Origin of the sequence: Nonomuraea polychroma, from assembly GCF_004011505.1 — a bacterium.
GTDB lineage: Bacteria > Actinomycetota > Actinomycetes > Streptosporangiales > Streptosporangiaceae > Nonomuraea > Nonomuraea polychroma.
Genome location: NZ_SAUN01000001.1, coordinates 6,823,326 through 6,845,164, shown reverse-complemented (window position 1 = coordinate 6,845,164; position 21,839 = coordinate 6,823,326). Strand labels below are relative to the sequence as shown.

At 71.7% G+C, this 21,839-nt stretch carries 19 protein-coding genes; 14 read left to right on the top strand and 5 right to left on the bottom strand.

The annotated features are described in order from the left end of the window. Positions 1–52: 52 nt before the first annotated feature. Complete coding sequence (locus tag EDD27_RS31235; protein WP_127935569.1) at positions 53–1,054, top strand: LLM class F420-dependent oxidoreductase; 1,002 nt, start codon at positions 53–55, stop codon at positions 1,052–1,054. 51 nt (positions 1,055–1,105) lie between these two features. Here EDD27_RS31235 and EDD27_RS31230 read toward each other — a convergent pair whose 3' ends face one another. Together EDD27_RS31230 and EDD27_RS31225 are read right to left on the bottom strand one after the other, a co-directional pair. Beyond that, complete coding sequence (locus tag EDD27_RS31230) at positions 1,106–3,043, bottom strand: FtsX-like permease family protein (protein ID WP_127935568.1); 1,938 nt, start codon at positions 3,041–3,043, stop codon at positions 1,106–1,108. Beyond that, positions 3,040–3,717, bottom strand: coding sequence for an ABC transporter ATP-binding protein (locus EDD27_RS31225; RefSeq protein WP_127935567.1), 678 nt, complete (start codon positions 3,715–3,717; stop codon positions 3,040–3,042). Before EDD27_RS31225 ends, EDD27_RS31230 begins: the two co-directional genes overlap by 4 nt. A gap of 90 nt (positions 3,718–3,807) precedes the next feature. Between EDD27_RS31225 and EDD27_RS31220 the strand changes: the two genes are divergently transcribed. After that, positions 3,808–4,455, top strand: a complete 648-nt coding sequence (locus tag EDD27_RS31220) for a response regulator (RefSeq protein ID WP_127935566.1) — start codon at positions 3,808–3,810, stop codon at positions 4,453–4,455. 46 nt (positions 4,456–4,501) lie between these two features. After that, positions 4,502–5,212 carry a DUF4328 domain-containing protein gene (locus EDD27_RS31215; protein WP_127935565.1) on the top strand — a complete coding sequence of 237 codons (711 nt, stop codon included), beginning with the start codon at positions 4,502–4,504 and terminating at the stop codon, positions 5,210–5,212. Positions 5,213–5,271: 59 nt separating this feature from the next. On the opposite strand, the gene EDD27_RS31210 is transcribed toward EDD27_RS31215, so the two are convergent. Next, entirely contained in the window at positions 5,272–6,012 is a 741-nt protein-coding gene (locus EDD27_RS31210; protein WP_241564349.1) for a FadR/GntR family transcriptional regulator, read from the bottom strand. Positions 6,013–6,133: 121 nt separating this feature from the next. Here EDD27_RS31210 and EDD27_RS31205 point away from each other — a divergent pair, with 121 nt between their 5' ends. The 3 genes from EDD27_RS31205 to EDD27_RS31195 all read left to right on the top strand — a co-directional run bounded on the left by EDD27_RS31205 (position 6,134) and on the right by EDD27_RS31195 (position 8,935). Then, positions 6,134–6,865 carry a (Fe-S)-binding protein gene (locus EDD27_RS31205; RefSeq protein ID WP_127935564.1) on the top strand — a complete coding sequence of 244 codons (732 nt, stop codon included), beginning with the start codon at positions 6,134–6,136 and terminating at the stop codon, positions 6,863–6,865. Continuing rightward, a complete protein-coding gene (locus EDD27_RS31200; RefSeq protein ID WP_127935563.1) occupies positions 6,862–8,265 on the top strand; it encodes a lactate utilization protein B in 1,404 nt (467 codons plus the stop codon). Before EDD27_RS31205 ends, EDD27_RS31200 begins: the two co-directional genes overlap by 4 nt. Before the next feature lie 124 nt (positions 8,266–8,389). Next, positions 8,390–8,935 carry a LutC/YkgG family protein gene (locus EDD27_RS31195; protein WP_127935562.1) on the top strand — a complete coding sequence of 182 codons (546 nt, stop codon included), beginning with the start codon at positions 8,390–8,392 and terminating at the stop codon, positions 8,933–8,935. Here the strand turns inward: EDD27_RS31195 and EDD27_RS31190 are convergent. Together EDD27_RS31190 and EDD27_RS31185 are read right to left on the bottom strand one after the other, a co-directional pair. Next, positions 8,925–9,935 (bottom strand): baeRF2 domain-containing protein, encoded by a 1,011-nt coding sequence (locus EDD27_RS31190; RefSeq protein WP_127935561.1) that lies wholly within the window; start codon positions 9,933–9,935, stop codon positions 8,925–8,927. The genes EDD27_RS31195 and EDD27_RS31190 overlap by 11 nt on opposite strands. Before the next feature lie 3 nt (positions 9,936–9,938). Next, entirely contained in the window at positions 9,939–10,349 is a 411-nt protein-coding gene (locus EDD27_RS31185; protein ID WP_127935560.1) for a DUF2795 domain-containing protein, read from the bottom strand. A gap of 78 nt (positions 10,350–10,427) precedes the next feature. Between EDD27_RS31185 and EDD27_RS31180 the strand changes: the two genes are divergently transcribed. The 8 genes from EDD27_RS31180 (at position 10,428) to EDD27_RS31145 (ending at position 21,670) form a co-directional block, all read left to right on the top strand. Next, on the top strand, positions 10,428–11,507 hold the full coding sequence (locus tag EDD27_RS31180) for a GNAT family N-acetyltransferase (protein ID WP_164903859.1): 1,080 nt from the start codon (positions 10,428–10,430) through the stop codon (positions 11,505–11,507). A 189-nt stretch (positions 11,508–11,696) separates the two neighbouring features. Beyond that, entirely contained in the window at positions 11,697–12,872 is a 1,176-nt protein-coding gene (gene cbiE / locus EDD27_RS31175; protein ID WP_127935558.1) for a precorrin-6y C5,15-methyltransferase (decarboxylating) subunit CbiE, read from the top strand. A gap of 70 nt (positions 12,873–12,942) precedes the next feature. Beyond that, positions 12,943–13,785, top strand: coding sequence for a sirohydrochlorin chelatase (locus EDD27_RS31170; protein WP_127935557.1), 843 nt, complete (start codon positions 12,943–12,945; stop codon positions 13,783–13,785). A gap of 58 nt (positions 13,786–13,843) precedes the next feature. Beyond that, complete coding sequence (cobT, locus tag EDD27_RS31165) at positions 13,844–14,914, top strand: nicotinate-nucleotide--dimethylbenzimidazole phosphoribosyltransferase (protein ID WP_127935556.1); 1,071 nt, start codon at positions 13,844–13,846, stop codon at positions 14,912–14,914. 13 nt (positions 14,915–14,927) lie between these two features. Continuing rightward, positions 14,928–15,944 carry an agmatinase gene (gene speB / locus EDD27_RS31160; RefSeq protein WP_127935555.1) on the top strand — a complete coding sequence of 339 codons (1,017 nt, stop codon included), beginning with the start codon at positions 14,928–14,930 and terminating at the stop codon, positions 15,942–15,944. A gap of 79 nt (positions 15,945–16,023) precedes the next feature. Continuing rightward, positions 16,024–17,256, top strand: a complete 1,233-nt coding sequence (gene cobA, locus EDD27_RS31155; protein ID WP_127935554.1) for a uroporphyrinogen-III C-methyltransferase — start codon at positions 16,024–16,026, stop codon at positions 17,254–17,256. Then, on the top strand, positions 17,253–20,051 hold the full coding sequence (locus EDD27_RS55865) for a dynamin family protein (RefSeq protein WP_241564348.1): 2,799 nt from the start codon (positions 17,253–17,255) through the stop codon (positions 20,049–20,051). Before cobA ends, EDD27_RS55865 begins: the two co-directional genes overlap by 4 nt. Then, positions 20,048–21,670, top strand: coding sequence for a GTP-binding protein (locus EDD27_RS31145; protein WP_127935553.1), 1,623 nt, complete (start codon positions 20,048–20,050; stop codon positions 21,668–21,670). Before EDD27_RS55865 ends, EDD27_RS31145 begins: the two co-directional genes overlap by 4 nt. Positions 21,671–21,839 lie beyond the last annotated feature (169 nt).

The window sequence follows — 21,839 nt, the reverse complement described above, 5'->3', positions numbered from 1 at the left end:
TGACACCCGAGCCTGCCGCGGCCGTAATAGAACTTAATTCCGGAGGTGTCCTATGAAGCTCGGTCTCCAGTTGGGCTATTGGCAGCGCAACGCCGACGACGCGACCGAATCGGTGCTGGCCGCCGAGCGGCTCGGCTACGACTCGGTGTGGACGGCGGAGGCGTACGGGAGCGACGCGTTCACGCCGCTGGCCTGGTACGGAGCGCGTACCAGCCGTATCAAGCTCGGCACGTCGGTCGCGCAGCTCTCGGCGAGGCCGCCCGTCACGACGGCGATGACCGCCATGACCCTCGACCACCTGACCGGCGGCCGGCTCCTGCTCGGCGTGGGCGCCTCGGGGCCCCAGGTCGTGGAGGGCTGGTACGGCCAGCCGTTCGCCAAACCCTTGGCCAGAACGCGCGAGTACGTCGAGATCATGCGCAAGGTCTGGCGCCGCGAGGAGCCCGTGACGAGCGAAGGCCCGCATTACCCGCTGCCGCTGGCGGGGGGCTTGGGCAAACCGCTCAAGCTCATCACGCATCCGCTCCGCTCGGACATCCCCATCTATCTCGGGGCGGAGGGCCCGAAGAACGTCGCCCTCGCCGCCGAGGTGGCCCAGGGCTGGCTGCCGCTGTTCGCGTTCCCCAGCAAGATCGAGGAGATGTACGGCGAGGCGCTCGCGGGCGCTTCCGAGGGCTTCGAGATCGCCGCCATGGTGATGGTGATGATCTCCGACGACGTGCGTGCGGCGCTGGACGGCGTGAAGCTGATGCTCACGCTGTACATCGGCGGCATGGGCGCCAAGCACCGCAACTTCCACGCCGACATCATCGGCAGGATGGGGTACGCCGAGGCCGCCGAGCACATCCAGGCGCTCTACCTGGCCGGGCGGAAGGACGAGGCGTTCCGGGCGATCCCGGACGAGCTGGCCGACGGCATCTCGCTCGTCGGCCCGCCCGGCCGGATCAAGGAACGCCTCGAGTTGTGGCGCAAGAGCCCGGTCACCAGCCTGCTCGTGATGGGCCCGCGGGACGAGCCCTCGCTGAAGCTGATCCGCGACCTCGTCCTGGGATAGCACCGCACCGGAGGGGCGCGGAGCCGGGGTGTCAGGGCACGGGGCCGGGAGTCAGTCGGGGCGCGGGGCCGGGTCGGTGGTGACCGATCTGAGCAGCGGCCTGCTCATGGCCCCCGCCCCGATCACCCCGGCGAACCCGGCGACGACACAGCCCACCAGCGTGATCATCCCGACCGTGCTGATCTGGCCGGCCATGAACGGTGTGGCGCAGAACGCCCCGACCAGGATCGCCCCGCCGCCCATCACGGTCAGCGGGATGAGCGTCTCCGCGCGCCGCGCCCGGTCGAGCACCTCCAGCGGCGTGCCGGCCAGCCGCAGCAGCCCGTACGTCTGCCGCCGGTCCAGGATCGAGGACGCGGCCGTGATGCCCGCGCTGGCGATGGCCACCAGGAACGACACCGACAGCACGACGATCGTGCCCACGCGGATGTCGGCCAGGATGTCGATGCCGAATCGCTGGTCGTCGGCCTCGGTCGTGGGAGTGCGGCCGGGGACGAGCCCGGCGAGCGCGGTGCGCGCCCGGTCCACCGTGGCCGCGTCCGCGGAGCTGCCCAGGGCGGCGACCACGGTCTGCTTCGACGACTTCACGGTGGCCGGCACCTTCGCCGCCGCGAGCCGCTCGCGCGCCTGCTCGGTCACCTGCTCCACCCGCCCGGCGGCCGCCGTGACGCTGAGCTGGGGAGGCGCGGCGGCATCCCCGGTGAACCCGTCCGGGCTGAGCAGGCCGAGGAAGCCCGCCACGAAGCCGGTCAGCGCCACGCCGCTCACCGTGCGCCAGGCCGAGCGCGGATCGTCCACCAGCCTCCGGCCGGCCAGGAGCCCGGCCGGGCCGCGTGCGGTGCCCGCCGTGATCCTGCCGATCAGGCCCACCACCCACGGGCCGACCAGGTTGACGCACAGGAACGCCAGGGCGAGCGCCACGGCGACGATCGCGACGCTGGTGTCCCTGGCGAGCAGGGGGAAGACGGCCAGCACCACGAGCAGGGCGAGCACCCGTACGAACCGCAGGGCGGGCGGCGTCTCCCGCTTGGCCACGCCGAGCGGGCTCACCACGACCCGGCGCAGCCCGGCCACCGCCGACAGCCCCACCAGCAGCGGCACCGCGACCAGCACGCCGGCGAGGGAGAGCGGGCTGGGGAACAGATCGCCGGCGAACCACGTGCCGCCCTGCATCTCGATCCTGGCCAGCAGCGGCACGGCCAGGGCGAAGGCGGCGGCCCCCGTGAGCGCGCCGGCCAGCGCCACGATCATCGCCTCGGCCACCGTCATCCTCACCACCTGCCCCGGCGTCGCGCCCACCAGCCGGAGCGCGGCGAGGCGCTGGTCGCGCCTGGCCACCGTCAGCCTGGCCGCGGCGCCGCCGAACACCAGCAGCGGCACCACCATGAGCACGCTCGCGACGAGTGCGAGCGCCCGGTAGGCCTCCGCGTCCTCGCTGGGCGTGCCGGCCAGGCTCGACACCTTGGTCGGCGGCTTGGGGAGGATCTCGTCGTCGCTGCGGGGTGCGGTCGTCTCCAGCGCGTCCGGCGCGTGGCCGACCACCGCGACCAGCTCGTCCGGGTGGACCAGCGCCTCGTCGCCGAGGATCCCTCGCACGTCCGGGTAACGCTTGGCGAGCTGGTCGCCGGGGAGTTGCCTGACCAGCTCGGCGAGTGCGGGCGACAACCACGCCTCGCCCGGCCGCGGAAAACGCGGCATTCCAGGCGGAGCAGGCACATCTGGTTTCAAGGCGGCCAGGTCGACGACGTTGATCGTCTGGTCGCGTACGTAGTCGTAGCGCGACACCTCGATGGCGACCGCGCCCGACACGGCGGGGACCGGGTTGCGCCAGGCGCCGCGGTCGGCCCTGGCGTCGAAGGCGAAGTTCGCGGCCACGGCGAACAGCAGCAGGGCCGTGGACACGGCGACCGCGCCCAGCGTGAGCCAGGTGCCCAGCAGGCCCCTGCGACCGCCGCCTCTGAGCAGCCGCCAGGTCAGCTCGAGGTTCACGCCTGCACCCCGGTCACCAGGAGCCGGCCGTCGCGGACCTCGACCGTGCGGTCGCACCAGGCGGCCACGTTCGGGTCGTGGGTGACCACGATCAGCGAGGCGTCGTTGTGCTTCGTGGCCTCGACCAGCAGGCGCATCGTGTCCTGCCCGGTCTGCTGGTCGAGCGCCCCCGTGGGCTCGTCGGCGAACACCACGGCCGGCCTGGTCACCAGCGCCCTGGCGATCGCCACCCGCTGCGCCTGCCCGCCCGACAGCTCGCCCGGCCGCCTGGACTCCATCGTGTGCAGGCCGAGTGGTGGGAACCATTCGCGCGCCTGACGTACCGCCTGGGCCCTCGGCACGCCGCCGAGCATGAGCGGGAGCGCCACGTTCTCCTCGGCGGGCAGCTCGGACAGGAGCTGGCCGAACTGGAAGACGAAACCGAAGCGGGTACGGCGCAGCGCGCTGCGCTGCCGCTCGCCCATCGCGTCGATGCGCTGCCCGAGCAGGTGCACCTCGCCCGCGTCCGGCTTCATGATGCCGGCCAGGCAGTGGAGCAGGGTCGACTTGCCGGAACCGCTCGGCCCCATGATCGCCACGGCTTCGCCGGCCCGTACCGTGATGTCCACGCCGCCCAGGGCGACCGTCTGCCCGAACCGTTTGGCCAGGGCTCGTCCAACAAGCACATCGTTCATGACGTACAGGCTTCCGGCCGGCCGGGGGCGGCGGATCGGCCGTGCGTCCATACCGCCATCGGCCGAACGGCTGATCTCTAGAGTTGGGGCGTGACTATTCGGGTTCTCATCGCCGACGACCAGCAACTGGTGCGCACCGGCTTCCAGATGATTTTGGACGCTCAACCGGACATGGAGGTCGTCGCGGCGGTGGCCGACGGGGCCGAGGCCGTCGCCGAGGCCAGGCGGCTGCGGCCGGACGTGTGCCTGCTCGACATCAGGATGCCCAAGCTCGACGGGATCGAGGTGACCAGGATCCTGGCCGGTCCCGGCGTGGAGAACCCGCTGCGGGTGGTCATCGTCACGACGTTCGACCTGGACGAGTACGTGTACGGGGCGCTGCGCTCGGGCGCGACCGGGTTCCTGCTCAAGGACAGCGGGCCCACGCTGCTGATCGAGGCGGTCAGGGCGGCCGCGGTGGGCGACGCGCTGGTGTCGCCGTCGGTGACGGTACGGCTGCTGCAGCATCTGACCGGGCCCCCACAGGCCGCGCTCCCGGCGAACAACCCGCTGACCGACCGCGAGCTGGACGTCGTGCGGCTGGTGGCCAGGGGGCGGACCAACCAGGAGGTCGCCGCGGAGCTGTTCGTGTCCCTGTCGACGGTCAAGACGCATCTGGGCAGCATCCAGGCCAAGCTCGGTGTCAGAAATCGGGTGGGAATCGCAGCTTGGGCGTGGGAATCCGGCGTGGTGAGCTGATTAATGACGGGGCTGCCGGGATACAAGTGAATCAGAACCTCAGCGCATGGCCCGGGGGGAGAACATCGTGCGCTACACCCAGGCACCGCCTACCAGAGCCGCCTCTGCCGTTTACGTGACGCTCACCGCACAGGTCCTCTCCCTCGCCGCTCTTGTGATCTTCGAACACACCCGCGGTCACCGGCTCGCGGCCCAGCTCGCCGAGTTCGGCGGGCGACCGCACGGGGCCGACGCGGAGGCGGTCGTGGGGGCCGTGACGGTGTTCGCACTGCTGATCATGCTGGTGGCCGGCACCTCGATCGCGGCGGGCGCCGCCTACGTGACCTGGCTGGTGCGGGCCAGGCAGGCCAACGACCGCTCGGCCCCGACGGGCCCGGTCGCGGCCGCATGGCTGATCCCCGGCGTGAACCTGGTCGCTCCCGCGGTGCTGGTCGACGAGGTGTGGCGGGGCACCAGGCCGCCCGCAGGGCAGCGGGGGCGGTGGTTGTGGTTGCTCGCGGCCTGGTGGGTGAGCTGGCTGGCGACGCTCGCGTTGATCACCATCCGGCTGCCGCTCGACGCGTCCGCCGTGGGCCTGACGGGGATGGGAGTGCTGGAGCTGGGGTGCGCGGCGGTGGCGGCCGTGTTGTGCGCGTGCACCGTGCGGGAGCTGACCCGCCTGCAGCGTGCCGCCCGCAGCCCGCTCGCCGCCATCCGAACGTTCTCCCGCCAGTCCAACCCGGCCCCGGGCTCCACACCCCTCGGCCGCACCAGCTGACCCGCCGCAACGCCCGTACAGGGGGCGAGTCGCAGAGAAGCCGACATGCGGGAATGACATCAATGGCCGTCGGAGAACAGCGACGGGTACGCGTGGGCCAGGTGCTCGGAGACGGCCCGAGCGGCTTCGTCCGCCTCGCCCCGCTCGATCGCCTCCAGGATGCGTACGTGATCGGCGCGCAGGATCGACGTGTCACCCAGCCGCTCGACCGCTTCGACCGCGTACCTCCGCATCGAGTCGCGCAGCGAGCGCATGATGGCGGAGATGAGCCGATTGCCCGACGCGTCCGCGATCGCGCAGTGGAAAGCCGTGTCGTGCTCCACGAACTCCTCCGCCGTCCGCGCCGCGTCCATCCCGGAGAGTGCGTCGGCGAGCGCCGAGGTGTCGGCCCGCGCGGCGGCGGCGCGGGAGGCCGCCCACTGCTCGATCATGTGCCGGGTGTCGATCACCTCGCGCAGCTCCAGGCTGGCCAGGCCCAGATGCAGCCTGAGCAGGTCGGTCAGCGCCGAGTCAGGGCGCGAGATCAGCACGGCGCCGGCGTCCGGGCCCCGGCCGACCTGCGAGGACACCACGCCGAGGCTCTCCAGCACGCGCATGGCCTCCCGTACCGACGAGCGGCTGACGCCGAGCTGCTCGGCGAGCTGGCGCTCGGCGGGCAGGCGGTCGCCCGCGGTCAGGCCGTCCTCGGCGATGCGCCGCTCGATCTGCGCGAGCACGTCTTCGAACGTCCGCGTGCGCTTGACCGGACGCCAGCCGCCGCCGTCCACCCCGTCAACCTCCCTGATATGGTCAGACCACACTGTGGTAGGACCATACCAACGAGAGACCTGCTCGTTGGACTGCCGCTCTACTGTCGCGTCTGGAAAGCGCCGTAGCGGCAGTCCACTTGGCAGATTTCTCATTGGCCTTGGAAGGAGAGCCGTGCGAGTCGCCCTGTTCATCACGTGCGTGAACGACACGCTCTTCCCCGGCACCGGCAAGGCGGTCGTGTCGCTGCTGCGCAGGCTCGGCTGCGACGTGGACTTCCCCGCCGCCCAGACGTGCTGCGGCCAGATGCACGTCAATACGGGCTACCGCGCGGAGGGCGTGCGGCTGGCGCGGCACTTCACCGAGGTCTTCGCCGGCTACGACGCCGTCGTCGCGCCGTCGGGCTCGTGCGCGGCCATGGTGCGCGAGCAGTACCCGAAGCTGGCGCGCCCGGGCAGCAAGGGGGCGGCGGCGATCGCCGAAGTGGCGCCCAAGGTGTACGAGCTGTCGGAGTTCCTGATCGATGTACTGAAGGTTGAGGACGTCGGAGCATATTTCCCGCACCGGGTGACATATCACCCGACGTGCCACTCGCTCCGCGGCCTCCACCTCGGCGACCGGCCGACCCGGCTGCTCCAGCACGTCCGCGGCCTGGAGCTGGTGCCGCTGCCCGGGGCCGAGGAGTGCTGCGGCTTCGGTGGCACGTTCGCGGTCAAGAACCCGGCCGTCTCCGCCGCGATGGGCGCCGACAAGACCCGCAGCATCCTGGACACCGGCGCCGAGGTGTTGTGCGCGGCGGACAACTCGTGCCTGATGCACATCGGCGGCACGCTGAGCCGCCAGAAGACCGGTGTCAGGACGATGCACCTGGCCGAGATCCTCGCGTCGACGGAGGAGGTCCAGTGAGCGCGACGTTCATCGGTATGCCTGGAAGTTTCCCAAAAAACGCCGAGAAAGCTGTACAAAACTCGCAGCTTCGTTTCAATCTCCGCAAGGCCACCCACACCATCCGCGGCAAGCGGGCGAGCGTCGTCGGCGAACTGCCCGACTGGCAGGAGCTGCGCGCGGCCGGCAAGGCGATCAAGGACCACACGCTCCGCAATCTCGACCGCTACCTGATCCAGATGGAGGAGGCCGTCACCAGGGCGGGCGGCACGGTCCACTGGGCGAGGGACGCGGCCGAGGCCAACCGCATCGTCGCCGGCCTGGTCAAGGCCACGGGCGAGACCGAGGTGGTCAAGGTCAAGTCCATGGCCACCCAGGAGATCAACCTGAACGACGCGCTCGCCGCGGAGGGCATCACCGCGTACGAGACGGACCTGGCTGAGCTGATCGTGCAGCTCGGTGACGACTTCCCCAGCCACATCCTGGTCCCCGCCATTCACCGCAACCGGTCGGAGATCCGCGAGATCTTCCTGGACAAGATGCCCAAGGTCCCGGAGAACCTGACCGACGATCCGCCGGCCCTGGCCGAAGCCGCCCGGCTCCACCTGCGCGAACGGTTCCTCAAGAGCAAGGTCGCGATCTCGGGCGCCAACTTCATGGTCGCCGAGACCGGCACGCTGGTGGTGCTGGAGTCGGAGGGCAACGGCCGCATGTGCCTGACCCTCCCGCGGACGCTCATCAGCGTGGTCGGGATCGAGAAGCTCCTGCCCTCCTGGCGGGACCTGGAGGTGTTCCTCCAGCTCCTTCCGCGTAGCTCCACGGGTGAGCGGATGAATCCCTATACGAGCATGTGGACGGGCGCCGTCGAAGGCCAGGACTTCCACCTGGTGCTGCTCGACAACGGCCGCACCGACGTGCTCGCCGACGAGGTGGGCCGACAGGCGCTGCGCTGCATCCGCTGCTCGGCCTGCCTGAACGTGTGCCCGGTCTACGAGCGGGCGGGCGGCCACGCGTACGGGTCCGTCTATCCGGGCCCGATCGGCGCGATCCTCACGCCTCAGCTACGCGGCATGGGCTCCGACCTGGACGCCTCGCTGCCGTACGCCTCCAGCCTGTGCGGCGCCTGCTACGAGGTCTGCCCGGTCGCCATCGACATCCCGGAAGTCCTGGTGGACCTGCGGGCCAAGGCCCCGCACGCGGCGGCCGAGCGGGCCGGCATGAAGGTCGCCGGCTGGATCTTCAACGACCACAAGCGGCTCGCGAAGGCTCAGCGCGCGGCCACCAAGCTGCGCAAGCTCGTGCCGAAGCGGCTGCCCGGCCCGCTGTCGGCCTGGACCGACACCAGGGACATCCCCGAGATTCCGGACGAATCCTTCAGAGACTGGTGGGAGCGAACCCGACGGAGCGAGCGGAGCGAGTGAGGAGTGGTGAGCGACCCATGGGCAGGGAGCGAACCCGACGGAGCGAGCGGAGTGGAGGCCCGACGGAGGAGGGACTCCGCGGAGCGAGTGAGGAGTGGTGAGCGACCCATGGGCAGGGAGCGGAATGAGCGCGCGTGACGAGATCCTCGCCAGGATCGGCAAGGCCGTCGCAGGGGCGCAGGACGTCGAGATCCCCCGTGAATACCGGACGACGCAGCAGGTGGAGGACCTCGTCGGCCTGTTCGCCGAGCGGGTGGACGACTATCGGGCGATCGTGCACGTCCTGCCCGCGGCCGAGGTGCCCGCCAAGATCGACGAACTCCTGACCGGGCGGCGCATGATCAGGCCCGGCGGCGACGGCTGGGAGGATCTCAACACCGCCGACGGCGTGGTGACCACCTGCGCCGTGGCGATCGCCGAGACCGGCACGATCGTCCTCGACCACGGCCCCGGCCAGGGGACCAGGGCGCAGACGCTGGTCCCCGACTACCACCTGTGCGTGGTCAGGGCCGATCAGATCGTCTCCTGCGTGCCCGAGGCCATCGCCAGGCTCGACCCGGCCCGCCCGCTGACCTGGATCAGCGGCCCGTCGGCCACCAGCGACATCGAGCTCAACCGGGTCGAGGGCGTGCACGGCCCGAGGACGCTGGAAGTGGTCATCAGTACCTGAGCACGGCCGCGACGTCCTTGACGTCGTCGGTGAACCACAGCTCGGCGTCCGTCATCGCCGCGGCCCTGGCCAGCGCGGAGTCCGCGCGCTCCTTGACCGGCTCCTCCACGCCCCAGCGGCGCAGCTCCTCCGGGTCGGTGGCGAGCTGGGTGCCGCCCTCTCCGGTCCAGACCGGCTTCGGCAGCTCGCCCGGTGACAGCACCGCGTGCACCCTGCCCTCACGCAGGGCGTGCGCGACGCGGGCCATCCCGACCGGGCCGGACCCTTCCTGGTGGCGTTCGAGCAGCTCGGCGCGTTTGCGGTCGAGCCAGCCGTCGAGGGCCTTCTCCACGTCCTTCTCGAACTGGCCGTGGTCGGCCCGGCTGCCGTGCTCGACCATCATGACCCGGTCGGCGGACTTGGTGCCGAGATGGTGCAGCAGGTACGAGCGCGACTTCGGCTCGCCGGCCACCAGGATCAGCTCCGCGCCGATGCGGCGTACCTGCTCGTCGATCTCGTGCGCGACGGCCACCGCGTTCTTCTCCCAGGTCTCGTCGACCGCCCGCTCGTACCGTTTCTGCGACCAACCTCCCTGCGCGGTCTTCTGCAGCGGCCACTCCTCGGCCTCCACGACCGTCCGCCGCGGCGACCCGCCGCCGAACACCGTCACCTCCGCCCCCGCGTGATCCACGATCACGCGGACGTGCGGCACGTTCTCGCCGCGCTGCATGAGCATGGGGGTGACGTGCGGCAGTGGGGACCACGTGGCCATCTCGTACGGCGCCCGCGGCAGCGACTCGGCCAGCACCACCTCACCGTGCGTGGCGAACAGCGCCCGCGCGAGCATCGGCTGCTCGGCGGCGGCCTCCAGCGCGTCCAGCGTCGCCGGGTCGGCCCCGTCGAGCTGGTCGCGCATGGTGCGCCAGCGCTTTTCCCGCTCGGCCTCGGTGAGCGCGCCCATGTACACAGATGCGTACGGGCCGCGCCGCTCGTACAGCGGCCGGATGAAGTCGAGCCGCACCGGTCACCACCTCCGCTTTTCCACGCCGAGCCCGAGCGCCTTGGCCACCTCGGCCACGTTGACGTACTGGCGATCGGGGAGGGATCCGACCATGTCCGTCACCTGGTCCGGCGCGCCCACACGCTCCGCGTGGCGCTCCAGGTCGTCCTTGGATGCCGGCCACTGGCAGTCGCTGAGCCATTTGGCCAGGTCGCTGCGGACGTCGACCCCCTCCTGGGAGATGCCGGCCGGGGTGCCTGGCTCGTGACCGGGCGGGTACGACCGCTGCGACTCCTCACCGGGCGCCGGCATCGCCTCGGGCTCCTTCCATTCCTCGGCGTGCGTCGTGCCACCGCCGCGGACCATGCCCTCGGTCTCGTGCTTCTGCTGGTCGTCGAGGCGGGGGCCGTGCTTGTCGCTCCCACGTTGTTCCATGGTTCCCTCACTCCTCTCAATTGCGCCCCCTACCCCCGCTTTCGTGGGCAAACATCACGACTGTGTAGCCTGCCGACCGTGTTCGATCCCGACGTCAGCATCGTCACGGCCCGGCTCACGCTGCGGCCGTTCGGCCCTCAGGACGCCGCTCGGATCCGGTCGATCGTGGGGTCCGGCGTGCGCTTCCTCCCGCCCGGCGCCCCCGTCCACGCCTCCGGCGTCGCCGAGTGGCTGGCGCGCGGCGTGCACGAGCTCCGCGCGTCAGGACAGGGCATCCATCTGGCCATGACGGACGTCGACGGGGTCGTGGTGGGGGCCATCAGCCTGTTCAAGACCTTGTGGAGCGCGGGCACGACCGAGGTCGGCTACGGCGTGCACCCCCTCTACCGGGGCCGCGGCCTGGCCACGGAGGCGGTGCGCGGGCTGACCGAGTGGGTGTTCGCGACCACCGAACTGCGCAGGATCGACCTGACAGCCAACCTGGACAACGCCGCTTCGCTGCGCGTCGCCCAGAAAGCGGGCTTCACCTGGGAAGGCGTGCTGCGTTCCGCGGTCATGGAAGACGACGGCCCGCATGATCTTGTCGTGTTCGGCCTCTTACGCGGTGACGGCCGCGGCCCCGCGCCCACGCTGCCCAGGACGGAGCTGCGGACCGAGCGGCTGCTGCTGCGCCCGCTCGCGCTCGCCGACGTGCCCGACCTGGCCGCCGCCGCGGCGGACCCGCTCACCCAGGCCAGGACGGGGGTGCCGCGCGGGTACACCGAGGAGCACGCGCGGGCGTTCATCGAGAGCGTCGAGCGGATGCGGCTACGGGGAGCGGGCATCGCCTGGGCCGCCGTGCAGCTGGAGAGCGGCCGGTTCGCCGTGAACGTGGACCTCAGGGACCTCGACTGGACGAACCGGACGGCCGAGGTCGGCTACATGACGGCCCCGTGGGCTCGCGGCCGTGGCTACGCCGGCGAGGCCGTGCTGGCGGTGGCGCGCTGGCTGTTCGAGTCCCAGGGTTTCCAGCGGCTCCAGCTGCGCGCGGCCGTCGGCAACCCGGAGTCCCAGCGGGTGGCCGAGAAGGCGGGCTTCACCCGGGAGGGCGTCGCCCGCGCCAGTCTCGCCGGAGAGGACCTCGTCGTCTTCAGCCTCATCGCGTCCGATCTCGCCTAGAGAGAGCAGTCCAGCCGCTTTGTGTCTATGGTCGCGCTCGCACGGGGCTCCGCTGGTCACGCAAGCTGCCGCTCTCCGCCCCAGGCTCGCCGCTCCGACCTGGCCTGAGGGCACACCGGACTGACCCTCGCACCCTTTGTGAAACCTCTCCGCAACCGTCACCCTTGAGATTGAGGAGAGTGAGGCGCAATGATCACGGTTGTCGGCTGGGACGGATCCGAGCTGTCGGCCAAGGCGGTGGAACGGCTGCACGAGGCGAGGCTCGTGGTGGGGCCCGACGCCATCATCGGGCAGCTCACGCTCACGGCGCAGACCGCGTCCGACGAGGCGCTGCTCCAGATCCTCGACGACCACCTCGAACACGGCGAGGGCCCCGCCGTCGTGATCGCGGAGGGCGATCCCGGATTCTTCGGCGTCGTGCGGACGTTGCGGGCGCACGGCATCAAACCAGAAGTGTTGCCCGCGACGTCTCTGGTCACGCGGGCTTTCGCGTGCGCCGGACTCAACTGGGAGGACGCGCTCGTCGTCGCCCCGTCGGGCCCGCGCCAGCTCAACCGCGCGGTGAACGCCTGCCGCGCCCATCCCAAGGTCGCGCTGCTCGTCGCCCCGGGTGTGGGCCCCGGTGAGATCGCCAGGGAGCTGGCTCCCACCACGCCCCGCGCCCTGATCGTCTGCGAGGACCTCGGCGGCCCCGACGAACGGGTCACGCACAGCCGCATGGGCGAGGCCACGACGCGGCCGTGGAAGGACCCCGACGTGGTGCTCGTCATCGACCCGCTGCACCAGGCCAAGGAGCCCAGCTGGGTGGCAGGGGCGCAGCCGGGTCCCGCCGAGTGGGCGTTGCCGTTCGAGAGCAGGCTGCCTTCGGAGGTGCGGGCGTACATCCTGGCCAAGCTGGGCCCCCGGCTCGGCGACCTGGTGTGGGACGTGGGCGCGGGCGTCGGCGAGATCGCCGTGGAGTGCGCCAGGATGGGCGCGGCCGTCGTGGCCGTCGAACGCGAGGAGGAATCCTGCGCCAAGCTGCGTGCAAACGTGCTCCACCACGGCGTGAAGGTGGCGCTGACCAGGGGACAGGCGCCGCCCGCGCTGGAGCCGCTGCCCGACCCGGACGCCGTGTTCGTGGGCGGCGGCGGCCCGGACGTGGTCATGGCCTGCGCGGCACGCGGCCCGCGCTCGCTGGTGTGCGCGCTCCGCACGGTCGAGCAGGTCGCGGCCGTGCTGGAGCGGCTGCGCGAGCAGGGCTACCGGGGCGAGGGCACCCAGATCCTGGCCTCGAAGCTGACGCTCAACCCCGACGGATCGCACCGCCTGACCGCCGCGGACCCGGTCTTCGTGGTGCACGCGACGCCAATGCACACAGCGTGACCTGTTCCATACCGGTGCCCATCGGTTATCCTCGCGTGACTTTGTCCACCGCAATGGAGATTCCCTCACAATGAAGCCGCCGCTCCTGCTGATCGGGCAGGGCTCGCACGATGACGCCTACGCCGCGGAGTTCGGCAGGTTCGTCCATCGGCTCCGCTGCCGCCTTGACCAGAGGGCCGCCGACGTCTCGGGCGGCTACCTGGAGTGGGCCACCCCGCGGCTGAGCGATTCCGTCGCCTCCCTGGTCGCCAGGGGACACCACCGCCTTGTGGCGCTGCCGCTCAGCCTCAGCCGGCTGAGCGACGAGTTCGGCGCCGCCATGGAGCTGGAGCAGAAGCGGCACCCCACGCTGATGTACGACTACGGCCGCCCGCTCGGTCCCGACCCCCGGGTGCTCGCGCTGCTGGCCGAGCGGCTCAACGAGGCCGCCGCCGAGATCACCAAGCCATCGCGCCCCCTCGAGCTCGTGGGCGCCCGGCCCCGGCTGCGTGCCGTCGACGCCCCGGTCGAGGACTCGCTGCACGTGGAGCCGGGCGAGACCGCGGTTGTCCTGGTGGGTGAGGGCTCGACGGACGCGGCCGCCAACGCCGAGATCCACCGGGTGTCGCGGCTGTTCTGGGAGATGCACGCCTACGACTTCATGACCGTCGAGACCGCGTTCGTGTCGGTCACGCCTCCGGGGGTGCCCGGCGGGCTCGAGCGCTGCCGCCGCCTCGGGGCCAAGCGCGTGATCGTGGTTCCGTACCTGCTGTTCGCGGGCGGCATGCTGGAGCGCGTGTGGGCGCAGGCGCTGGCGTACGGCGCGGGACATCCCGATCTCGACATCCGCTGTGCCGAGGTGATCGGCGACTGCGAGATCCTGGCCGACGTCGTCATCGACCGATACGAGGAAGCGCTGCAGCTCGTCCCGTAAGGCTTCCGATCGTCCCCCTCCGCCTTCCCACGCGAAGGCCCGTCAGTGGAGGTACGCCGTGCTCGCTGAGACGCTTGCCGCGATCCGCCCCGCCGATCCGGCGGCGGTCGCGGAGGCCCGCGCTCACCAGGACCGCCTCACCAAGCCCCGGGGCTCGCTCGGTGCGCTGGAGGAGATCGCGATCCGCCTCGCGGGCGCGGCGGGCGCCTGCCCGCCGCCCATGCCCGCCCCCGCGGCGCTGGCCATCTTCGCGGCCGACCACGGCGTGCACGCCCGCGGCGTCACCCCGTGGCCGCAGGAGGTCACCGTGCAGATGGTGGCCAACTTCCTGGCCGGCGGCGCGGTCGCCAACGCCTTCGCCGCCCAGGCCGGCGTGTCCGTGACCGTGGTCGACGTCGGCGTCGCCGCCGACCTGCCCGACGCGGCCGGCCTCATCAAGCACAAGATCGGGTACGGCACCGCCGACCTGTCCCAGGGGCCCGCCATGACGGTCGATCAGGCCGTCAGAGGGCTGGAGGCCGGGATCGCCGTGGCCCGCGACTTGGTGGCGTCGGGGATCCGCTGCCTGATCACCGGCGACATGGGCATCGCCAACACCACCGCCTCCGCCGCCCTGATCTCCGTCTTCACCGGCAAGGACCCGGCCGAGGTGACCGGCAGGGGCACCGGGATCGACGACGAGACGCACGCCCGCAAGGTGGACGTCGTCCGTGAGTCCCTCCGGGCGAATGGGCTGCCTGCCGACGTGTCGTCCGCGAGCGAGGCGCTGCGCGTGCTGGCCGCCGTCGGCGGCTACGAGCACGCGGCCATCGCGGGCTTCATCCTGGGCGGCGCGGCGGCCCGCGTCCCGGTGATCCTCGACGGCGTCATCGCCGGCGCCGCCGCCCTCGTGGCCGCCGCCCTCGACCCGGCCGCGCCCGACCACTGCGTCGCCGGGCATCGCTCGGCCGAGCCCGGCCACGCCGCCGCGCTCGCCCACCTCGGGCTGCGCCCCCTGGTGGACCTGGAGATGCGCCTCGGCGAGGGCACCGGCGGGCTGCTCGCCCACCCGATGGTGTGCGCGGCCGTGCGGGTGATGCACGACGTGGCCACGTTCGACTCGGCGGGAGTGACCGAGAAGCCGGAGTAAGGGAGGGCGGGTCTTGTCCCGTTATGGCGTGATGTACGGCCCGGATTTCACGTTCCTCGGTGTGGACCGCTGCGACGTCGGCGAACCGGCGAGCTACGAGGGGGCCGACGTGGTGATCATCGGCGCCCCGTTCGACGGCGGCACCTCCAACCGGCCCGGCGCCAGATTCGGCCCGCAGGCGCTCCGCCAGGCCTGCTACCTGCCGTTCGACGGGTCCCGCCCCAGCCTGGCGCTGCGCGTGGACGCGCTGAAGGACCTGCGCGTGCTCGACGCCGGTGACGTGGAGTGCTATTCGGGCGACGTCGAGGGCTCGCTGGCCGCGATCGAGGAGGCCGTGCACCGCGTCGCCGCCTCGGGCGCGATCCCGATGGTGCTGGGCGGGGACCACACGATCGCGCTGCCCGACGCGCGGGGCACGGCCAGGGCGCACGCGCCGGGACGCACCTCGATGATCCACTTCGACGCGCACGCCGACACCGGCGACCACACCTTCGGCCACCACCTGTACGGCCACGGCCAGCCGATGCGGCGGCTCATCGAGTCCGGCGCCATCCGCGGCGACCGGTTCCTGCAGATCGGGCTGCGCGGCTACTGGCCCGAGCCGGCGACGCTGGCGTGGATGGCGCGGCGGAACATGCGCTCCTACGAAATGACCGAGGTCGTGACCCGCGGGCTCGACGAGGTCCTGACCGAGGCGTTCGCCATCGCGCTCGACGACTGTGACCAGGTCTTCCTGTCCGTCGACATCGACGTCTGCGACCCCGGCCACGCGCCGGGCACCGGCACGCCGGAGCCGGGCGGGCTCACGGCCAGGCAACTCCTCGACGCCGTGCGCAGGATCTGTTACGAGCTTCCCGTGGCGGGGATGGAGCTGGTGGAGGTGGCGCCGCCGTACGATCACGCGGACATCACCGCGTACCTCGGGAACCGGGTTATTCTTGAGGCGCTGTCAGCGATGGCCAGACGCCGGAAGGACGATGAGGGCGGGCCTCGCTGGGATCCCCGCCAGCCCCTTCTCGATGGTCGTTAACCCAGGCGCAGCAAATGCGGGATGGATAACCGGTAGGTTTACCTCCTAACACAACCTTCGCGAACGGGAGATTACCCTCATGGGTCCCTACCTCCTCGGCCTGCGGCTTTCCGGCCGCCGGGTGCTGGTCGTGGGCGGCGGCCGCGTTGCGCAGCGGCGCGTTCCCGCGCTGCTAGAGGCCGGTGCGGAGGTCACCGTCGTGTCGCCGAGCGTCACCCCGGCGCTGGACGACCTGATCGCCGCCGGGCGGGTCACCTGGCACGCGCGGCCCTATGAGGTCGGCGACTGCGACGGGGCCTGGCTCGTCCAGGCCTGCACCGACGACAGGACCGTCAACACCGCGGTCGCCGCCGAGGCGGAGGCCAAGCGCGTGTGGTGCGTGCGGGCCGACGACAAGGACGCCTCCGCCGCCTGGACGCCCGCCTCGGGGCGGGTCGACGAGATCAGTGTGGCCGTCACCGCGGGCGGCGATCCGCGCAGGGCCGCCGGCATCAGGGACGCCGTCGTCGAGGCACTGCGTGACGGCACGGTCGACGCCCGGCGCAACCGTACGAAACCCGTCGGCGTGGCCCTGGTCGGCGGCGGGCCCGGCGACCCCGGCCTGATCACCGTGCGGGGGCGGCAGCTCCTGGCGCAGGCCGACGTGGTGGTCGCGGACCGGCTGGCCCCCCGGGCCCTCCTCGACGAGCTCGCGCCCGACGTCGAGCTGGTCGATGCCGCCAAGGTGCCCTACGGCCGGTCGTTGTCCCAGGAGACGATCAACGAGCTGCTCGTTGACCGGGCCAGGCAGGGCAAGTTCGTGGTCCGGCTCAAGGGCGGCGACCCGTTCGTGTTCGGGCGGGGCGGCGAGGAGATGATCGCCTGTGCCCAGGCCGGCATCCCCGTGCTGGTCGTGCCCGGCATCACCAGCGCCGTCGCGGTGCCCGCGGCGGCCGGGGTGCCGGTGACGCACCGCGGGGTCAGCCAGGAGTTCCACGTGATCTCCGTGCACGTGGCGCCGGACGATCCCAAGTCGACCGTCGACTGGCCTGCCCTGGCCCGTTCCGAGGGCACGCTGGTGCTGATGATGGCGGTCGAGCGGCTGGCGAAGGTGGCCGAGGCGCTCCTTCGCGACGGACGTTCTCCGGAGACTCCCGTAATGGTGGTACAGGACGGTACCCTTCCGACCCAGCGGGCGGTCATCGCCTCGCTTTCCACCGTGGCCGACCGCGTGTCCGCGGCTGGGATACGGCCGCCGGCGATCGTCATCGTCGGCGACGTCGTCAGGGTCGGCCAGGAGGTCGAGATGGTTCGAGCGGAGCGCTTGCCGTGAACACGGCCATGGATGACGGATGGCAGGAGTCGCTGGGGGAGCAGACGTTGAGCTTCCGGCCGGTGCGGGACGACGACGAGACGTTCGACGCCTTCGCCCCCGGTGCCGCCAAGGCCGCGCGGGGCGAGACCCCACGCAAGGCCGACGGCCGGACGCGCGATGAGCCGGCGGCCGAGGAGGTGAGCGCGCCCGGCGAGCCTTCCGAAGGGGAGACTGCCGCCGGCCGTTCCGATGCCGAGGAGCCTGCCGAGCCCGTGAACTTCTTCGCACCCCGGACGCCGGCTACCGGCACCGGCCGGTCCACGCAGGGGGCATCGCCCAGATCCGCGGGTCGGCCCGCCCAGCCCGCAGACTCGGCCCCGTCCGGTGGGCCCTCCCTTTTCGTGAGGCCTGCCGCACGCGGCGGGCCGGCCGTCGGCGAGACCTCTCCCGAGCAGGAGACGACCGCCGAGGAAGAGCCGGCGACCGCACCGGCCGCCGGGCAGGCGGACGGCGAGCAGTCCAGCGGCGAGACGCCGGACACGGACACGGCGCGCACCGGGGACGAGTCGCCTGACGACGTGAGCGAGCAGGCCGTCGAGAGTGTGTCGCACGACGCGGAGGACCCAGAAGACGCGGCGGAACCCCATGAGCCGGAGGAGCTCCGTGAGTCGGAGGAGCCCTTTGAGTCGGAGGAGCCCCGTGAGTCGGAGGAGCCACGAGACGCCGAGGAACCGAGAGACGCTGACAATCCAGGCGATGCGGAGGATTCCGGCGATGTCGGCGCCGACGATCCCGGCGATCCCGTCGATGTTGACCGACCGCATGTCGAGGACGGGCCGGACGGCGACGCCGAGTCGGCCGATGAGCAGGGGCCGCCCGCAGACGAGCCGCTCGTCGCCGAGGCGGAAGCCGAAGGGCTCGTAGCCGATGAGCTCGAAGCGGAAGGGGCTGTAGCCGACGGTGAGCTCGAAGCCGAAGAGCCCGTAGCCGACGGTGACCTCGACAGTGAGGAGCCGGAATCGCCCCAGGCAGTGGAGGACCAGCAGGAGGACGACGAGGACGCCCGCGACGAATCCTCGGACGTAACGCCCACAGGCGAACCGTCCCAGGAGGCCGAGGCACCCCAGGCCGCAGATGAGAACCCCGCTGGAGCGACGACCCGTACCGAGGAGTTGCCTGCGGAGGCGGCCGAGGCGCTGGCGGCGGCGCTCGGCGCGCTCAGGGAAAGCGTCGCCGACCTCCGCTTCGGCATGGACCTGCCCGGCGCCGAGGAGGCCAGGCAGGCGCAGGCCGAGCTGCTGGCTCAGCTCGAGGACTACGTGCTGCCCAGGGTCAAGACCAGCACCGCCCCCGCCCTCATCGTGGTCGCGGGCTCGACGGGCGCGGGCAAGTCCACCCTGGTCAACTCCCTCGCCGAGCGCAACGTCTCGCGCACCGGCGTACGCCGCCCGACCACCGGCACCCCCGTGCTTGTCTGCCACCCCGAGGACCGCGACTGGTTCACGAAGGGAGAGCTGCTCGGCAAGCTGCAGCGGCTCGACCAACCCGCTCCCAACTCCGGCATGCGCAGCATCGTCATCGTCGCGACGGAGAAGCTCCCGCAGGGCGTCGCGCTGCTCGACACCCCCGACATCGACTCGGTGGTCGAAGAGCACCACGAGATCGCGCACCGCATGCTCGACGCCGCCGACCTGTGGATCTTCGTGACCACGGCGGCCCGCTACGCCGACGCCCCCGCCTGGAACCTGCTGAAGCTGGCCAAGGAGCGCGGCGCCCGCCTCGCCATCGTGTTGTCGCGGGTGCAGCAGAGGTCCGCCGACGTGGTGCTGAAGCACTTCGTCCGTATGCTCACCGAATACAGCCTGGGCGAGATCGACAGATTCGTCGTCCACGAGTCGAAGGTCGAGGACGGCAGACTGCCCGACAGCGAGGTCACCGACCTGAGGATGTGGCTGGCGGAGTTGTCGGTGGACGAGGAGCGACGCGCCCAGGCCGTGCGCGCGACGCTCAACGGCGTGCTCGACAGCTTCCGCACCCGCGTACCGGCGTTGGCCAAGCACCTGGAGGCGCAGGTCGCGTTCAGGACCGAGCTGCGCAGCGACGTGGAGGCGGCGTTCTTCGGCGCGCTCGGCGCGATCGACAAGGCGTCGAAGAACGGATCGTTACTGCACGGCGAGGTGCTGGCCCGCTGGCAGGACTTCGCCGGCTCCGGCGACCTGATGCGCTCGCTGCGGCTGCGCAAGCGCGGCAGGGTCGCCAGGCAGGCGCCCGAGCGGGTGCTGGCGTTCAAGGCCGCGATCCGTACCGGACTGGAGTCGGTGATCGTGGCCGCCGCCAACCGCGCCGCCGAGGAGGTGGCCGCTCGCTGGCGGCACCGTTCCGAGCTGGGCGCCAGGCTCAGCGAGGGGCTCGACAGGCCGTCGGACGATCTCGTACGGCACACCAGCCGGGCCATCGCGTCCTGGCAGGAGCACCTGAGCGAGTTGGTGCGCACGGAAGGTGTCGCGAAGCGGTCGGTGTCGAAGCTGGTGTCGTTCGACCCCGACGCACTGTCACTGATCTTCATGGTCGCCATGTTCAACGGGAGCAACGGCGACGGGGTGCCGCATCGGCTGGTCAACGCCCTGCTCGGCGCGGAGTCGCTGCGCGGCATCGGTGCCAAGGCGCTCAGTGACCTGCGCGCCAGGATCGGCATGCTGTTCGACCAGGAAGCACTGCGTTATGTGCAGGCGCTCGATTCCGCGGGCATTCCCGACGAGTCCGTCGCGACCCGGCTTTACCAGGCAACGTACAACCTCGAGGTCGCTCGATGACCACCATGACCACCAGGCCGGGACTCGCCGCGCGGCTGACCGCGCTCACCAAGGTGGTGGAGCTGGGCCCTGGGCGGCTCGACAGGAAGCTGCTCAACGAGGCCAACGCCCTGCTGCAACGCGCCGGAGAACGCCTCAAGCTGTCGTCCGAGCACACCGTCGTCGCCCTCGCGGGCGGCACGGGCAGCGGGAAGTCGTCGTTGTTCAACGCGATCTCCGGACTGGAGCTGTCGCCCACCGGCGTACGCCGGCCGACCACGGCCCGTACGCACGCCTGCGTGTGGGGGCTGGAGGGCGCGGCGCCGCTGCTCGACTGGCTGCAGATCCAGTGGCGGCACCGCTTCTCCCGGGCCAGCGCGCTCGACAAGGGCGACAGCCAGCTCCACGGGCTCATCCTGCTGGACCTGCCGGACCACGACTCGATCAGGGCGCTCACCGACACCGAGGCCGACCGGCTCATCGGGCTGGCCGACCTGGTGGTGTGGGTGCTCGACCCGCAGAAGTACGCCGACGCCTCGACGCACCGGCGTTACGTGACGGAGCTGGCGGGACATGACGCGGTGACCGTTTTCGCGCTCAACCAGGCCGACAGGCTCACGACGGAAGAGCTGGCCGAGCTGGTCATCGACCTCAACGACCTGCTGCGTCGCGAGGGGGTCGAGCATCCGAGCGTCGTGCCCACCTCGTCGGTCACCGGGCGCGGCATCGAGAGCCTCAAGAGCGTCATCGCGACCGCGGTCGCCCGCCGGCGAGCCGCCATCCAGAAGCTGGAGGCCGACCTGCACCGGCTGGAGCAGCGTCTGGCCGAGGCCATGCCGCTGGGCGAGGCCATGACCGCGCCGTCGTCGGTCGACGAGGCTCGAAGGTTGGGGCTGACGGACGCGTTGTGCGACGCGGTGGGCGTGCCGGCCGTGGGCGAGGCCATGGAGAACGTCTACGCGGAGCGGTCCAGCCAGTGGGTCGGGTGGCCGTACCCGCGGTGGATCGAGAAGTTCCGCTCCGACCCGCTGAAGACCCTGCGCCTGGAGGACGTGGGTGACGAGATCCGCGGCATCACGACGGGCTCGGTGACCGCCCAGTCGGCCGAGGTCGCCAACGCCGTGCACGCGTTGGCCGACGGGTTGTCCATGGGCATGCACCCGGTGTGGCGTACGGCGGTGCTCCAGGCGGCCAGGTCCCACGCGGGCCAGCTGCCGCAGGCGCTGACCGAGGACCTCACGGAGGTGGCGCCGCAGCTCGACCGGGTGCCGGGGTGGTGGCGGCTGCTCAAGGTGTGGCAGTACTTCCTGGTGGCCGCTTTCCTGGCGGGGGCGGCCTGGCTGGCGGTCGGCCTGATCATTCCCGACCAGCTGCCGGAGGGGTGGGAGGTGCTGGGCGACAGCGCGACCTTGCCGTGGGTGGGGCTCATGATGGCCTCGGTGCTCGGGCTCGGCGCGCTGTCAGGCATCGCGTCCCGCAACTTCGTGGAGCTGGGCGCGTCGCGGGAGCGGGAACGGCTCGAGCGCGAGATGAGGCGCCGGGTCGCGGCCGTGTCGGCGACGATGGTCGTGGAACCCGTCGAACGCGAGCTGGCTCGCCACCAGGCGTTCTATACGGCGCTGCGCGACCTGTCCGGCTGAGGCATGGGCCGACGGGGCGCCGGGCCTGTGTAGGCCTGGGCCGACGGGGCGCCGGGCCTGTCCACAGGCCCGGCCCGCCCGACGCCCTCATCCACAGAACGCCGTTCGCCCGCCTCCGCCCCCGCCTTCCCACGGCACCGTAGTGCCAGGTCGCGGGCAGCCCGCCCGC

Excerpts from the sequence above, each read along its gene's own strand:
- EDD27_RS31215 (WP_127935565.1), top strand. The coding sequence starts at position 4,502 with ATGGCCCGGGGGGAGAACATCGTGCGCTACACCCAGGCACCGCCTACC.
- EDD27_RS31170 (WP_127935557.1), top strand. The coding sequence starts at position 12,943 with ATGAAGCCGCCGCTCCTGCTGATCGGGCAGGGCTCGCACGATGACGCC.
- EDD27_RS31185 (WP_127935560.1), bottom strand. The coding sequence starts at position 10,349 with ATGGAACAACGTGGGAGCGACAAGCACGGCCCCCGCCTCGACGACCAG.
- cobA (WP_127935554.1), top strand. The coding sequence starts at position 16,024 with ATGGGTCCCTACCTCCTCGGCCTGCGGCTTTCCGGCCGCCGGGTGCTG.
- EDD27_RS31225 (WP_127935567.1), bottom strand. The coding sequence starts at position 3,717 with ATGAACGATGTGCTTGTTGGACGAGCCCTGGCCAAACGGTTCGGGCAG.
- EDD27_RS31235 (WP_127935569.1), top strand. The coding sequence starts at position 53 with ATGAAGCTCGGTCTCCAGTTGGGCTATTGGCAGCGCAACGCCGACGAC.
- EDD27_RS31195 (WP_127935562.1), top strand. The coding sequence starts at position 8,390 with ATGAGCGCGCGTGACGAGATCCTCGCCAGGATCGGCAAGGCCGTCGCA.
- EDD27_RS31145 (WP_127935553.1), top strand. The coding sequence starts at position 20,048 with ATGACCACCATGACCACCAGGCCGGGACTCGCCGCGCGGCTGACCGCG.
- cbiE (WP_127935558.1), top strand. The coding sequence starts at position 11,697 with ATGATCACGGTTGTCGGCTGGGACGGATCCGAGCTGTCGGCCAAGGCG.